Origin of the sequence: Vibrio sp. Makdt (assembly GCF_027587015.1) — a bacterium.
Lineage (GTDB): Bacteria > Pseudomonadota > Gammaproteobacteria > Enterobacterales > Vibrionaceae > Vibrio > Vibrio chagasii_B.
The window spans coordinates 42,673-57,163 of record NZ_JAPPTH010000001.1 but is presented as its reverse complement, the minus strand read 5'-3'; the positions used below and the strand labels follow the sequence as shown (position 1 = coordinate 57,163).

The following is a 14,491-nucleotide window of genomic DNA, read 5'->3' as shown; positions in this document are numbered from 1 at the left end:
ATAAACAATCAGGTCTGCACATTGTGATTCGGCGATCACAATCGACCAAATTATTGCGATATGGGTAAAGGTTCAGGTGATTGGAGGTTAAGTGAATCGACTCGAGAGTGAGCTAGAACCTTCATCATTAACGGATAAATCTAACACTTTTTTATTTGCTTTGTTAAGATGCTAAAAGGAAATAAATTATCGCGAAACGATAATTTATTGTTGATCATCGTTTGTTTTGATCTTAGTATCCTCCTGTAAACTTAACAGGAACATTAACTATGTCTAACATCCAAAAACAAAGCCGACGTGTTCGCATGCTATTGCAGTCTTTTCTTGTGCTTACTCCTATCATGGTGTGCTACTTCTGGTTAACCGTTGAGACTCCTTATGACTTTATAAGTTCGACTGGTATTTTTTACCTCACTTATGACATCGGGAGTTACACGATGTTGCCACTTACTATGACAACAAGAATGGTTGCTGCGTTCACAAGCTTAGCGATGTCTAGCATCCTGATATACGCACTACTCGTTCTGATACGTTTATTCCGCAACTATGAGCGAGGCGAAATCTTCTCTCTAGAAAATGCAATGTCTTATCAGAAGCTAGGGTATAGCTTGTTCTATTGGGTGTTCGGCTCCGTTATCTATGGCTCATTGATGTCGGTGATTTTGTCGTTCAATAATCCATCAGGTGAGCGTATCCTTGCGATTAGTTTTGTGGGGATGGACTTTTTGACACTTATATTAGGTATAATAATTTTGATCATCTCATGGGTGATGAAAGAAGGTTATATTCTGGCTGATGAGCACAGCCAAACGATTTAAAGGACTTGTCATGACTATCCGCATTAATTTAGACATTATGATGGCCAAGCGAAAAATGCGATTAAAGACATTGGCAAAAGAGGTTGGGATTACCGAAGCCAACTTGTCGGTGTTAAAGAATGGCAAGGCCAAAGCGGTAAGGCTATCGACACTAGACAAGTTGTGTGAAGTGTTAGAGTGCCAACCGGGTGACATATTGGAATTTGAAGCGAACGTTCACCAAGAGAGCGTTACTGCTGAATAGCGAGCCAGTAAATCGTATTCCCTTATGAAAACAATGAGTCTCGAAGTTATTCGAGACTCATTCGCTACATGTTAAACAGGCTCTCCTGCCTCGTCTTCTTCAACGATATCTTTTTCTAAACTCGCCTCCGCCAACCATTTCTTTATCGACGGACTATTCAACACACGTTGTTGATACTGTTGGGCTTTTTCCGAAAGCTGGATGCCGTAGGTTTCTGCGCGTAGTGCTACTGGTGCAAACATAGCATCAGCAATCGACCATTCACCAAATAGCCAGCCCTCTGGATATTTCTCCATTTGTTCTGACCAAATGGCATCGATGCGAGCGATGTCTATTAGTGCACCTTCACTCAAAACCAGCTTTCTTTTGGCTCGGCAATTCATTGGTAATTCATTTCTGATGCTGAAAAAACCAGAATGCATTTCTGCCGAGATAGCTCGGGCTAAGGCGCGTTCAGCAACGGAAGTTGGCCATGCCGCACCGTCCAAATAGGCATCGTTAACGTATTCGAGAATGGCGAGTGAATCCCACACTGTAACGTCACCATCAACCAGAGTCGGCACTTTTGCAGTGGGTGTCACTTTCGCTAACGTGTCGTAGAAATCTGGGGTGAACAGCTTAAGTTTGATGACGTCTGCGCTAAGGTTGTAGTGATCGAATATTAGCCATGCGCGCAGTGACCAAGTGGAGTAGTTCTGATTAGCGATATAAAGCTGCATAAATGCTTCCTTGCGTTTGGTGGGTATGCATTTGAGCTTAAGGGATTGTATTACGGCGCACTAACGGATAATTTTGATGCAATACATTAATAAAAACGATGGATGGTGATTTCAATATGGATATTGATGCGTTGCGAGGCTTTCTTGCGTTTGTGGAGACCAGCAGTTTTACACGTGCTGCAAAGCAGATTAATCGCACCCAATCGGCCTTTAGTGCTCAGATGCGAAAGTTAGAGGAAGAACTTAACGTTACTCTGTTTCAAAAGGAAGGACGCAACCTAGTATTGACTGAGGCGGGCTTGGCATTGCGTTCTCATGCGGAGCAACTCGTAGCACTCCACAATACGGCATTGAAACAAGTAAAACGTTATGAGGACAAACAGCCTCTACGATTAGGTTGCCCTGAAGACTATAACGACAGCATCTTGCCGAAAGTGATTAAGCTGTTGCAAAACGCAGAACCTACGTGTTCCATTCAAGTATTTAGCTTGCCGAGTATTACGCTTAGAGAGTGGCTTGATGATGGTCGGCTTGATGCTGCGATTGTGACCCGCGCTCCCGATAGTGAAGAGGGATATTGGCTAACCAATGATGTGGGCGTTTGGATAAGCAGCCCTGATTTTGTGTTTGATGATTCTAAACCTGTCCCACTAGCTCTGTTCCAGACGGATTGTAAATACCATGCTGCTGCGGTGAATGGTTTAACCAAACAAGACACGCCATATCAGCTTTTGGCGTGCAGTAATACGGCTTCAGCGCAGCGTGCAATCGTCAAAGCTGGGTTGGCAATTGGCGCGATGGGCAAGCTCAGTGTCACGCCTGATTTGAAGATTCTCGATGATATGCCGCCGTTACCTGCGGTGGATATCGTACTATTGCTCGCGAGTAAGCATCACCCTGTGTTGGACAAAGAGGTGCTCAATCAGCTGATTGAATTAGATTCCAATTAGATTTTGCTCGGTGAGAGGCATTGATGCTGCGAGTGAACAATGAATAGAAAGGCCGAGAACATTGCGTTTCTCGGCCTTGTTTTTATGGAAGAGAGAGCGAACTAAGAGAGCTTAAATTTACTCAATTCTCCGTGTAAATCTCCGGCTTTTACTGTCAGCTCATTACTGATTTCTACCGAGGATGTCATGGTGTCCATCACTTCCATGGCGGTGTCGTTAATAATGACTACGTTACGGTTAATCTCTTCAGATACTGAACTTTGCTCTTCAGCTGCAGAAGCGATTTGATTGTTCATGTCGTTGATGACTTCAATGGCTTGGTTAATCTCAGACAGCGCCAAATGAGCGGCTTGAGTTTCGCCTTTGGTATCATTCGCTTGCTTTTGACTTTGCTCCATCAAGACCACGATAGATTGGGTCTCTTGCTCTAGGCGTGCTAGCATCGAACGGATCTCTTCGGTCGAACCTTGAGTACGGTTTGCTAGGTTACGTACTTCATCGGCAACCACGGCAAATCCTCGGCCTGCTTCGCCCGCGCGGGCAGCTTCAATGGCAGCATTCAGTGCAAGCAAGTTAGTTTGTTCTGCAATCCCTCCAATCTCGCTCAAAATGCCTTGAATCGCGGTGCTCGAATCGACCAAATTTTGCGTTTGTTGCTGCGCATCATTCACTTGAATGGCTAAGCTATCAACCGCGCTGGCAGCATTGTCCATGCGTGTCATGCCGTTAAGGCTATTACTTTGTACTTGGCTCGCTGCGGCAGCGGCTTGCACGGCTGAGTTTGCCACTTCTTGCGCAGTTGCACTCATCTCATTGATTGCAGTGGCGAGTGAGTTCACTTCATTTACTTGAGCATTCAACTGGTCACGAGATACCTCTGCACGCGCTTGACCTTCAGTCGCGTTTTTATCGACTTGGTCTGCTGTCGCCATTACAGTAAGTAGCATCCCTTGTATACGAGATAGGAAGGTATTAAACCAGTGAGCCAGTTGTGCGGTCTCATCTTTCCCTTTTACTTCGATGCGGTAGGTTAAATCGCCTTCCCCTTGTGCGGCATCTTTGAATCGCTCGACCAAGTTATTAAGAACTTTGCCCAGTGAGTTGGCGATCAATGCCATCGATATGATGCCTAGAAGAACGGCGACGATCCCCGCCCACACACCTTTTTCAAGCGCTTTCGAATTCTGTTCATCACTCCACTGGGTGTACTCGTCGACACTTTTTGCAAGGTGACTACTGGGAACCGACACCATGACTACCCACGGTGCGTCGCTAGTCTCGATAGCCGTTATGGCGTACTCCTCACCACCAAATGTCACCAACCCAGCCCCAGACTGTTTAGCGATAGACTGAACGCGCGACCACTCTTTTTCTAGCTCTGGTGAGACTTTCTTACCAACCATGTTTCCAGCACTGCTGTTGGCTAGGGTAATACCTTTCCACGAAGTGATGAGGATTCTACCTTGTCCGTCGAATAGGTGACGAGCAAGACCTTCACTCTGGCTTTGCAGTTCATGAAGTGACAAATCGAAGCCAAGTGAGCCAATGATCTTACCGTTCTGTTTGATTGGCTGACTGATTGTAGTAATAAGTTCTTGCTTACCACGAACCGGATAGAAGTACGGTTCCATTACGAATGTTTTACCGGTTTGGTAAGGCATTAAGTGCCAGTCGTCTTTGCGTTCACCATTGTTGTTTAGCTCGGTATTGCTGAAGCTCTCCATTGCGACCGCGTCAAAGCTGTTTTCGTCATTGGGAGAGAAGAAAGGGGCAAGGTAGCCCTGACTATTAAAGCCTAATTCGCTGTCCAAGCTGATCTCGTCATTGAGATTGGTTTGTTGTGGCCAAGTCTTGTTTTCCCACACCATGTAGCCGGCAAATACGGCTTTGTTTTGTGCTTCTAGCGCGGCAGTAAACTGTTTAACGATAAGGTCTGCGCTAGCGTCCGTTTTTGAACTCAACTCAATGATTGAACGTGCTTGTGTTAAGTTGGCTAGTACCGGGTTAAGTTGGTTGGAAATGTTTAACCCTTGCTGAAGTGCCGTATTTTGTAAATCGGTTGTCGTAGCATCGGTTAACTGTAGTTTTACTTTCTCTGTGACTTGTTTATTCACATCAGTAAAAGCGCTAGTGGTCATGCCCATTGCGATCAACAGGGTAAAAGCCATCGCCCCGCCCGCACTCACCGCAATTCGCGTTCGTATACTGTTAAACATATGATCTCTCTAGCTAAATAGTGGTAGTTTTGCAGAGATTTTAAACAAGATAAGTGAACGGAAAATGCAAAAAAATGAACACAAAAAGAATAGGGAGATCAAAAATATAAACAAGATTGCATAGTGCTCAGTTTTCGCTTTGATCGCAACGCTTAAAGGAAGATGGAAATCATCATTTAGCAATCGCTAACTTTCTGTATTTATTAGTTTTAATGATAGTTAGGAGAGTTTGATGTTTTAGGAAGACCGCTATTTTTCATATCTAGTTTGTGACCGCGAGTCTATTACTCATTATATGACGACGGTCACAATTAATTTTATTTAACTCAATGAATTACCACTCTTTTTATAAGTAATTTGAAGAGGGAATGCGTTGTATTAGCTTGCCCGTGTTGTTTTGCTCTGTTTCTTCGGTGGCCTAACGTGGCGTGACAAAATACGACTTCGTTCTTGTTTCACTTCCGTCAGCTTTCTCCATGACCATAAACGCACTCGTGCTTCTTTGGCGCTCACTTCGAGATCGACGATTGGATTAAGGTAAGGGGAATCTGGTTCAAGTTCATGCATCATTATTTCCATTGGCGTCATCTTCCAAGGCTCAAACAGAAGTGGAGTGGGGATGTCTGAGAGCTCTGGAACCCATTTTCGGATGAAGTCCCCATCGGAGTCGTGTTCTAGGGCTTGCTTTGTTGGGTTATAAATTCGGATGGTGTTGACGCCTGTTACTCCAGCTTGCATTTGAAACTGTGGGTAATGAATGCCGGGTTCAAAATCGAGGAACTGTTGGGCTAGATGAGTGACACCATCACGCCAGTCCATGTTCATATGGTGAGTGAGAAAGCTCACCAGCATTGAGCGCATGCGGAAATTAATGTACCCCGTATGATGTAGGCAGCGCATACAGGCATCGACCAATGGCACGCCTGTCATCCCCATCTTCCATGCCTGAAGATGTGTCGGATCTTTTACCGTTTCTTTTTGTAAGAGCGCTTCATAGGCGTGATTGATACAGCGATATTCCATCGCGCATTCTGATTCAAACTTCTGCATGAAATGACAATGCCAGTGAAGCCTTGAGGAGAGCGCAATCAAACTGCGACGAAATCCCGCGACCTGCCAGTGCCTCAATAGGTGTTGATAAACCTCACGCAACGATATGTTGCCCCAAGCCAAATATGGGGATAAACGAGTACAGGCATGTCGCGAGGCTTCTGGGCTTGAGATGCTGCGGTAGTAATCTCGACCACGACGCTCAAAGAAGTCGTGTAACGTTGCCCATGCCAGTGCACTTCCGCCCGTTTGTATGCCGTTAATTTTGGTTAACCATGCTTGTGGAGGTTCCATAGCGAGTTCAAGCTCTTCAGGAACAAGGGTATGCAGTGATTCTGTCGTTAACTGGCTTTCTTCTATGGGAGCACGCATCACACTGTTCCAATGCTTGTCCCAACCGATTCTGTCTTTCGATCCTCTCACGACAGCGCCTTGTGCGAACTCTTGCCATGGGATGCCGTGTTCTTTAAACCAAGCAGAGAGTTGTATGTCGCGCTCAAAGGTGCAATTTAACCCTATCTCTTGATGAGAGAAGACGTTTTTGATGCGGTAACGAGATTGGATCGCTTTGAAGCAGTCCATCGCACTGCCATGAAGTATTGAAACCTCATGTCCATGCTCTTTCAGCGACTGGTTTATGCATTGCAGCGACTGCCAAACAAACCGCCAATGTCGCTCAGAATAGTGGGCATTGCTTAGCAGCATGGGTTCGAAAATATAGAGCAATATCGTCGGGTGTTGATCTGATAAAGCGTGTTGTAAAGGTGCGTGGTCGGTGAGTCTTAAATCACGCTTTAGCCACACTATGTTGATTGTTTGCATCTGAGCCCTCTTTCGTTTTCAAGCATTACGAATCAGAGGGCAAAACGTCTCACTGGAAGTGAGTTTTATTTTCGATAATGAAAGGGCAGGTTATGATCTCCTGTTTTCATTATTAGAGAATGCCTAAGCTTTTTAGTTTTCGATAAATCGTATTACGGCTGATACCAAGTATGCGTGACGTCTTACTGATGTTGCCTTGGTTGGCTTGATAAGTTTGCAACAAGGTTTCTTCAACGGTGCTTCTTAAATCGTTACTCGCTGTACCTTTTATGGCATTAGAGGTTGTCGATTGGTGTTGATTATCATGCGCTAACGACGTGAGGTGTTGAGCAAGATGGCTAGGTACATGTTCTAGTGTGAGTTGTGGTTCATCACTCGCAAGTAAAGCGGCGACTTTCAGTAGATTATCTAATTCACGAATATTGCCCGGCCAAGCGTAAGCGCACAGCAAGCTCATCAAGTGCGGGCAGATTGTCTGTTCGTCTTCGGCGTATTTATTGTGAATGTGCTCGATTAAAGCGTGCTTGTCTTGTCGGTGTTGTAGGCTTGGCAAGGTAAAGGCTAAGCCGTTGAGTCTGTAATACAGGTCTTGCCTAAATTCTCCTGTCGCAACTAACTGCTCGAGGTTTTTGTGAGTGGCAGCGATGATCTGACAATCGACTTGGTAGCTCTGATTTGAACCCACGGGCACCACTGATTTATCTTGCAGAACATGCAGCAATCGACACTGAGCCTCTAATGGCATGTCGGCAATCTCATCGAGAAACAGAATTCCCTTATCCGCTTGGCGGATCTTACCTTGGAAACCTTTGTGGCTTGCACCAGTAAAAGCTCCAGGCGCGTAACCAAACAGTTCAGATTCGATAAGGTCTTTTGGCAGTGCACCGCAATTTACCGCCACGAGTGGCGACGATTTACGTTGGCTCTGCTTGTGTAACGCCTTAACAAACTCGCCCTTTCCGACACCTGTTTCCCCAAGGATTAATAGGCTAATGCCTTTGTCGATAACCTTATTGGCCTGCTGCCAAGCGTGCTCTATCTGTTGTTCACCATGGTGTAAATCACACGACGCTGAAATAGAGCGTGTGCGCTTGGCTGTTGGGCGTTTTAGGTGCTGTTTTTCAAACACAAAGGGGGAATCAATTGAAGTTCGGTTGAAGAGGGTGTCGATACTCTCACCGACGATCGAGGTTTGATCCAACAGTTGAGAGGCGACCTGATTGTGCGCGACCACCTCTCCAGCTTCGTTGGCTATTACAATCCCTTGCCAACCGCTGTGCAGTAGCGATTTATCGCACGCGAGATCAATACGAGTCGTGCCTTGTGGGATATGGCTCAATAGCTGGTTCTCAATAAGCTGAACCATATTTTGAACAAGTAGCTGTACCGAACCGTCGTGTTGTTGCTGCTCACTGGTAATGTCCAATACGCCAACCATTTGCCCTTGATGATCAAACACTGGGCTCGCTGAACAGCTGATAAACCGATGCTGGTGGATGAAATGCTGTTCACCAATGATAGTCACGGGTTTAGCTTCTACAATCGCCGTGCCGATGGCGTTGGTGCCTTTGAGTTGCTCTTGCCAACACGCACCAGAGCTGAGTGCAATCGAAGTCAGTTTTTCCCTAAACCGCTCTTGTCCCCAACTAGCCAGAATCACCCCTTCAATGTCGGTCAAGATCAAACGACTGTCGGTACGTGCAAACATCTGGTTAAACAGAGGCAGTGCATTGCGCTCGACGATTTGAATCAAGCTCGATGATTGATGACGTCGCTGCTTGAGAATTGATTGTGGCAGGCGAATATCTTCGGGAAGACGTCTCTGTTTCAGCCCCGCTTCGGTGCTGCGGTGCCAAGACGATGAAAGCCAATCTGAGGTGTTTGCTTGTTGAAGGTGCATGACTGTTCCATGTCGTAACAGTGAGAGTGTACCAAATTGGAACAGTTGAACACTGGATTGGTTTCCATACGGCCGTTCAATGCCAACTCACTTTGGATTGTAAATGTTTGGTAATCATAGTTTTACAATTTATTAACAACAAGTTTTAAGGTTGTGGCGTGTGATTTGCGTTGTTCTTGTTGTGAAGAAAACACGAATTATCAGTGTTTTAAACAGAAAGCATAAACATAGGCGTCTTGTCATGAGTTCTTTTCTCAAGAGAAGTAGCCACAAAAATAAGACAGCTCTCGCTCAATAACGAACAACACATCTAAGAAGGATCTAATTATGATTTACGCACAGCCGGGTAGTGACAACGCAGTAGTGAACTTTAAAGCCCAATACGATAATTTTATTGGTGGCGAGTGGGTGAAGCCTGTCAGCGGCGAGTATTTTGATAATACGTCTCCCGTGAATGGTCAGGTGTATTGCCAAGTGGCGCGCTCAACCGAGGCGGACATTAGCTTAGCACTCGATGCGGCGCATGCAGCTCGTGCGAGTTGGGCTGCGACCAGTGTGACAGAGCGTTCGAACATCCTACTTAAAATTGCTGACCGCATTGAAGCGAACCTAGAAGAGATCGCAGTCGCTGAAACGTGGGAAAACGGCAAACCAGTTCGTGAAACTCTGGCGGCAGATATTCCTTTGGTTGTCGATCACTTCCGTTATTTTGCGGGGTGTATTCGAGCGCAAGAAGGCAGCGCAGCCGAGCTCGATTCAAACACTGCAAGCTACCACTTCCCAGAGCCAATTGGCGTAGTAGGGCAGATCATTCCTTGGAATTTCCCGATTTTAATGGCGGCTTGGAAATTGGCCCCCGCACTGGCGGCAGGTTGTTGTGTGGTGATGAAGCCTGCTGAGCAAACTCCAACTTCTATTTTGGTTATGATGGAGAAAATTGCAGATCTCCTGCCTGCTGGCGTGGTCAACATCGTTAATGGTTTTGGTAGTGAGGCGGGTCAAGCGTTAGCAACCAGTGATCGCTTAGCGAAGTTGGCGTTTACGGGCTCAACAGAAGTCGGCCACCATATTTTGAAATGTGCGGCTGAAAGCTTGATTCCATCAACCGTTGAACTGGGCGGTAAATCTCCAAATATCTACTTCCCAGACATCTTTGACCATGAAGACGAGTACCTAGATAAGTGTGTCGAAGGCATGCTGCTTGCGTTCTTCAACCAAGGTGAAGTGTGTACCTGTCCATCACGTGTGTTGATCCACGAATCGGTCTACGACAAGTTCATCACTAAAGTGGTCGAGCGCGCTCAAACCATCAAACAAGGTAACCCACTAGATACCGATACCCAGGTTGGTGCACAAGCTTCTCAAGAGCAGTTCGATAAGATTCTTAGCTATCTAGAGATTGGTCGCCAAGAGGGTGCGAAAGTGCTAACTGGTGGGGAGATTGCGCAGCAGCCAGACGACCTGGGTAATGGTTACTACATTCAACCAACCATGCTCGAAGGCAACAATAAGATGCGTGTCTTCCAAGAAGAGATCTTTGGCCCAGTTATCGCGGTGACTACCTTTAAAGATGAGGCTGAAGCGCTAGAGATTGCCAACGATACCGAATATGGTTTGGGTGCAGGTGTATGGACGCGTGATGCCAACCTTGCTTACCGCATGGGTCGTAATATCGAAGCGGGTCGTATTTGGGTTAACTGTTACCATGCTTACCCAGCACATGCAGCGTTTGGTGGTTACAAGAAATCGGGAATTGGTCGTGAGACACATAAGATGATGCTCGATCACTACCAAAACACCAAGAACCTGCTGATCAGCTACGATACTAATCCGCTAGGCTTTTTCTAAAATAGATATGTTCTAAAGCGCTTTATCAAGGAGTCACTAACAACGAGTTGGTTTAACTAATATAAGTAAAATGAAAAGAAAAACGCCAAGTTCTTATGAGCTTGGCGTTTTTTAGTGTTTGTAAGGGGGGCTAGGTAAGTTGAATGTGCTCGGATTTACTCTTCGGCGATAAAGCTATTAGCGATTTGTGCTTCTTGCTTAATCATAAGTTGGTGTGCCGTCAGCATGTGTTGCTGCATGATTTGTTTCGCTTTTACTGCGTCACTTTTGCTCAGCGCTTGCACAAGGTCGCGTTGGCTTTGCACGCCGGTACGCCACAGTTTGTGGTTTCCTGGCTCGTAAAGCTTGTGATAAATCGTCAGCTCAGTGAGCATTTGCGCGGTAAAACGTACCACAAACTTTAATAGCTCATTATCTGAATAGCTCGCCAGTAAGCTGTGGAACTCTAGCGATGCGATGTGGTGTTCGCGTTCTTGATAAATATCTTCCGGTGGCGTTTGATACTTGTCGATTTGGTCGCTCAGTGCTTGCAGTTGCGATTCGTTTAGTCTCCCCGCGAGGGAAGCCGCAATCTCGGGCTCAAGCGACAAACGCATTTGGTATAAGTCTGATATCGAAGTGTTCTTAAAAAACAGGTAGTTACTTAAGAGTGATTGCGCTTTGTTTTCGCTCATCTCACTAACGAACACACCGCCATTCGGGCCGGTTTTGGTCGACAAAATGCCTTGTGCTTCCAAGATTCGCATACTTTCACGAACCGTTCCTTTTGAAGCGTCAAACTTCTCCATAACCTCAAGTTCGTTAGGTAAACGATCCCCAGGCTGAAGTGCTTGTTCGACGATCCAGTTCTTGATCGATTCTGCTAATTCTTGTGTTCTACGTCTCTTCGCGCTTTTTGCCACATTATCCTCGCTGGGGTGTTATCCGTACCTATTGAATTCTGACGGAATTCCTCTGAATGTCACTTGTTTTCTTGCCCTAAAAACCCCGGAAAAATCGGAGTGCTCGGTTATGAAACACTCCGATTATTGATCGAATCTTAGTCACAAAATATTTATTTATCATGATAAATAGCTTTTATTTGATATTTATCATGATAAATTGCCTAGGTGTACATGATCAGAATGGAATGATTTTAGATGGGTAAATTCGAAGAAACCGCCAGCTTAACGTGGGAATGGCTAGAGTCTATTGCTCAATGCAGCCAAACATCCGATCCCGATAAAGAAGGGGTTACGCGTTTATGTGCGTCTAAAGAGCATGAAGAGGCAAACCGAAAGCTGCATGACTGGATGACAATGTCTGGTATGGAAGTTCGAATGGACAACGCGGCAAACTTAATTGGTCGTTACCCAAGTGCTAACCCATATGCCAAAACACTGATCTTTGGATCACACCAAGATACGGTGCCTAATGGGGGTAAATATGATGGGATTTTGGGCGTAATACTGCCAATCGCATTGGTTAATTACTTTCACAACAACCAGTTAGAGTTCCCGTTTCATATTGATGTGATTGCTTTTAGTGACGAAGAGGGCACGCGCTTTCAATCGACACTGTTAGGCTCAAAAGCGATTTCAGGCATCTTCGATCCTGCGATGTTGACAGCACAAGACGCAAACGGCGTAAGCATGCGAGATGCTTTGGTGTCTTTCGGTTGTAATCCAGACCTCATCAGTGAAGACGCTTATGAGAAAGAAGATGTGCTTGGTTTTGTTGAACTGCACATTGAGCAAGGCCCGCAGTTAGAGCAAGCCAACCTGCCTGTAGGGGTAGTGACGGCAATGACTGGGATCGAGCGCCATACCTTGTCGATCATTGGTAAAGCGAGCCATGCGGGCACAGTACCGATGAACTTACGCCAAGATGCTTTGGTGGGTGCTGCTCAAGTGATCCATATGTTTGACCAACTGTGTAAGCGAGAAGAAGACTTAGTTGGTGTTGTTGGCAAAATTGCTAACTACCCGAATGGCGTCAATGTAATCCCTCAACAAACAGACATTACGATTGAGCTTCGTTCACCAAATGATGCTTCTCGTGTTAAAGCACGAGAAGAGATGCTGGCAGATATCGAAAGCCTGATGAATCAATACAATTTGGCTTACCGTCATGAACAGACTTATGAGCAATCAGCCGTGACCTGCGCTGAATCTTTGTCGTCGGTTTTAAGTAACGCGGTAAGTTTGTCGGGTATTACACCTAAACACCTATACAGCGGTGCAGGCCATGACGGGTTGGCAGTGAGTAAGCTCACCGATATTGCGATGCTGTTTATGCGTTGTACTGATGGCATTAGCCACCACCCAGATGAAGCCATTCTTCAGCAAGATTTGGTTGCCGCAGTCGAAGTGTTAAACCACTTCTGTCTATTGATGAAAGCAGAGCAAAAATAAACGATTCGAGATTTTGGTAGCAGTCTTTAACGGTATCTGAACAAAGTTCTGGTTATCGCCTGCTACAAATAACACAGAGCGCAGCTCTTAGGCGCTCCCTATACTAAGGAGAGATTTGGTTATGGATATGACAGAGAAAATGGAAACAGCAGAGAAGAGGGCGTGGTATAAAAACGTACCAGACCCAATGGTTCTTATCTTTTTTATACTGGTAGCCACTTACCTTCTTACTTTTATCGTGCCAGCCGGTGAGTTTGAGCGCGTTATCGTTGATGGTAGAACAACAGTTGTTGCTGATTCATTTACTTATATTGAAGGTGTACCATCGGTACATTTCTTCGATATCTTCGTCTCTATCCCTAAAGGATTGATTAGCGCAGCACCTTACTTGTTTATTGTGTTTATCGCGGGCGGTCTATTCCATATTTTGCAGCGCACTGGCGCATTAGAAAATGCCATCGGTGTTGCAGTCAACAAAGCTGGAATTAAAAACCGTAACCTAATCATTACGATAGGCACGTTCATCTATGGTTTCTTTGGTGTAGCGGTTGGCTTTGAAAACAACATCGCCTTAGTGCCTGTTGCGGTCCTGATCTCTGCGGCGGTTGGATACTCGAGCTTAGTTGGCACGGTGATGGCAGTAGGTGGTATCGGCGTGGGTTTCGCTCTGTCACCGATTAACCCGTACACAGTTGGTGTTGCACAAGGTATCGCGGAGCTTCCAATCTTCTCTGGTGCTTGGTTACGTACTGTTATGGTGCTGTCTTCTTTGGCATTACTGTCTTACTACATTTGTTCTCGTGTAACTAAAATGGAGTTCAAAGAGCCTGAGACAGCTGGTGGCCTAAGCAAAGACATCTCAGAATACCAACTCAATAAGAAAGACAAAATGACTTTGGGCGTTTTTCTTATTGGCTTAGGTATCATGCTTTACGGGGTGTTCGCTAACGGTTGGTACATCAACGAGATCGCAGGTCTCTTCTTATTGATGGCGATTGCGATTGGTATTGTGAACGGCTTGGGTGCAAACGCTATTGTTAAGCAGATGATGGAAGGTGCGTCGGGCGTTACTTCTGGTGCATTGGTGATCGGTGTTGCTGCCTCTATTCAAGTGATCCTCAACCAAGCGTCGATCATCGATACCATCGTCAACGCACTGAGTTCATTGATTCAAGATATGCCAATCGCGTTAGCTGCCATTGTGGCGAGTGTGGTTCAAGGCATCATCAACTTGTTCATTCCTGGTGGTTCTGGTCAGGCGATGGTGACCATGCCGATCATGATCCCGGTTGCTGACTTAGCAGGTATGAGTCGCCAGCTGATGGTTACTGCATTCCAAGTGGGTGATGGCCTAACAAACCTTATTGTACCAACCTCTGGCGGCACGCTAGCGATGCTTGCGCTGGGTCGAGTTTCTTACGAGCAGTGGTTGAAAGCGATTGTGCCATTTATGCTGGTGGTTTATGCCCTATGTTGGGTGGCACTGTTCATTGGACAAATGATTGGTTACTAGTTTTTTTGGTGTTGAACA

At 45.8% G+C, this 14,491-nt stretch carries 11 protein-coding genes; 6 read left to right on the top strand and 5 right to left on the bottom strand.

From position 1 onward, the window contains the following. Positions 1 to 269 precede the first annotated feature (269 nt). Together OH460_RS00260 and OH460_RS00255 are read left to right on the top strand one after the other, a co-directional pair. Entirely contained in the window at positions 270 to 818 is a 549-nt protein-coding gene (locus tag OH460_RS00260; RefSeq protein ID WP_269993936.1) for a DUF2975 domain-containing protein, read from the top strand. Positions 819 to 828: 10 nt separating this feature from the next. Beyond that, positions 829 to 1,062, top strand: a complete 234-nt coding sequence (locus OH460_RS00255) for a helix-turn-helix domain-containing protein (RefSeq protein WP_116870996.1) — start codon at positions 829 to 831, stop codon at positions 1,060 to 1,062. Between the two features lie 71 nt (positions 1,063 to 1,133). Here the strand turns inward: OH460_RS00255 and OH460_RS00250 are convergent, their stop codons facing one another. Further along, the gene (locus OH460_RS00250; RefSeq protein ID WP_269993932.1) at positions 1,134 to 1,781 is read right to left on the bottom strand and encodes a glutathione S-transferase family protein; all 648 of its coding nucleotides are present in this window, start codon (positions 1,779 to 1,781) and stop codon (positions 1,134 to 1,136) included. A 98-nt stretch (positions 1,782 to 1,879) separates the two neighbouring features. Between OH460_RS00250 and OH460_RS00245 the strand changes: the two genes are divergently transcribed. Continuing rightward, positions 1,880 to 2,731, top strand: coding sequence for a LysR family transcriptional regulator (locus OH460_RS00245; protein WP_269993930.1), 852 nt, complete (start codon positions 1,880 to 1,882; stop codon positions 2,729 to 2,731). A 101-nt stretch (positions 2,732 to 2,832) separates the two neighbouring features. Here OH460_RS00245 and OH460_RS00240 read toward each other — a convergent pair whose 3' ends face one another. From OH460_RS00240 to OH460_RS00230, 3 genes are all read right to left on the bottom strand, one after another. Beyond that, a complete protein-coding gene (locus OH460_RS00240) occupies positions 2,833 to 4,947 on the bottom strand; it encodes a methyl-accepting chemotaxis protein (RefSeq protein ID WP_269993927.1) in 2,115 nt (704 codons plus the stop codon). Positions 4,948 to 5,325: 378 nt separating this feature from the next. Continuing rightward, the gene (locus OH460_RS00235) at positions 5,326 to 6,819 is read right to left on the bottom strand and encodes an FAD-binding domain-containing protein (protein ID WP_269993925.1); all 1,494 of its coding nucleotides are present in this window, start codon (positions 6,817 to 6,819) and stop codon (positions 5,326 to 5,328) included. A gap of 112 nt (positions 6,820 to 6,931) precedes the next feature. After that, positions 6,932 to 8,719: a sigma-54-dependent Fis family transcriptional regulator gene (locus tag OH460_RS00230; RefSeq protein WP_269993923.1), complete on the bottom strand. Its 1,788-nt coding sequence runs from the start codon at positions 8,717 to 8,719 to the stop codon at positions 6,932 to 6,934. 327 nt (positions 8,720 to 9,046) lie between these two features. Here OH460_RS00230 and exaC point away from each other — a divergent pair, with 327 nt between their 5' ends. Beyond that, the gene (gene exaC / locus OH460_RS00225; RefSeq protein ID WP_060468983.1) at positions 9,047 to 10,567 is read left to right on the top strand and encodes an acetaldehyde dehydrogenase ExaC; all 1,521 of its coding nucleotides are present in this window, start codon (positions 9,047 to 9,049) and stop codon (positions 10,565 to 10,567) included. A 155-nt stretch (positions 10,568 to 10,722) separates the two neighbouring features. Here the strand turns inward: exaC and OH460_RS00220 are convergent, their stop codons facing one another. After that, positions 10,723 to 11,469, bottom strand: coding sequence for a FadR/GntR family transcriptional regulator (locus tag OH460_RS00220; protein ID WP_268664329.1), 747 nt, complete (start codon positions 11,467 to 11,469; stop codon positions 10,723 to 10,725). Positions 11,470 to 11,706: 237 nt separating this feature from the next. Here OH460_RS00220 and OH460_RS00215 point away from each other — a divergent pair, with 237 nt between their 5' ends. Together OH460_RS00215 and OH460_RS00210 are read left to right on the top strand one after the other, a co-directional pair. After that, a complete protein-coding gene (locus tag OH460_RS00215; protein WP_269993917.1) occupies positions 11,707 to 12,960 on the top strand; it encodes an allantoate amidohydrolase in 1,254 nt (417 codons plus the stop codon). Between the two features lie 121 nt (positions 12,961 to 13,081). After that, positions 13,082 to 14,473: a YfcC family protein gene (locus OH460_RS00210; protein WP_269993915.1), complete on the top strand. Its 1,392-nt coding sequence runs from the start codon at positions 13,082 to 13,084 to the stop codon at positions 14,471 to 14,473. Positions 14,474 to 14,491 lie beyond the last annotated feature (18 nt).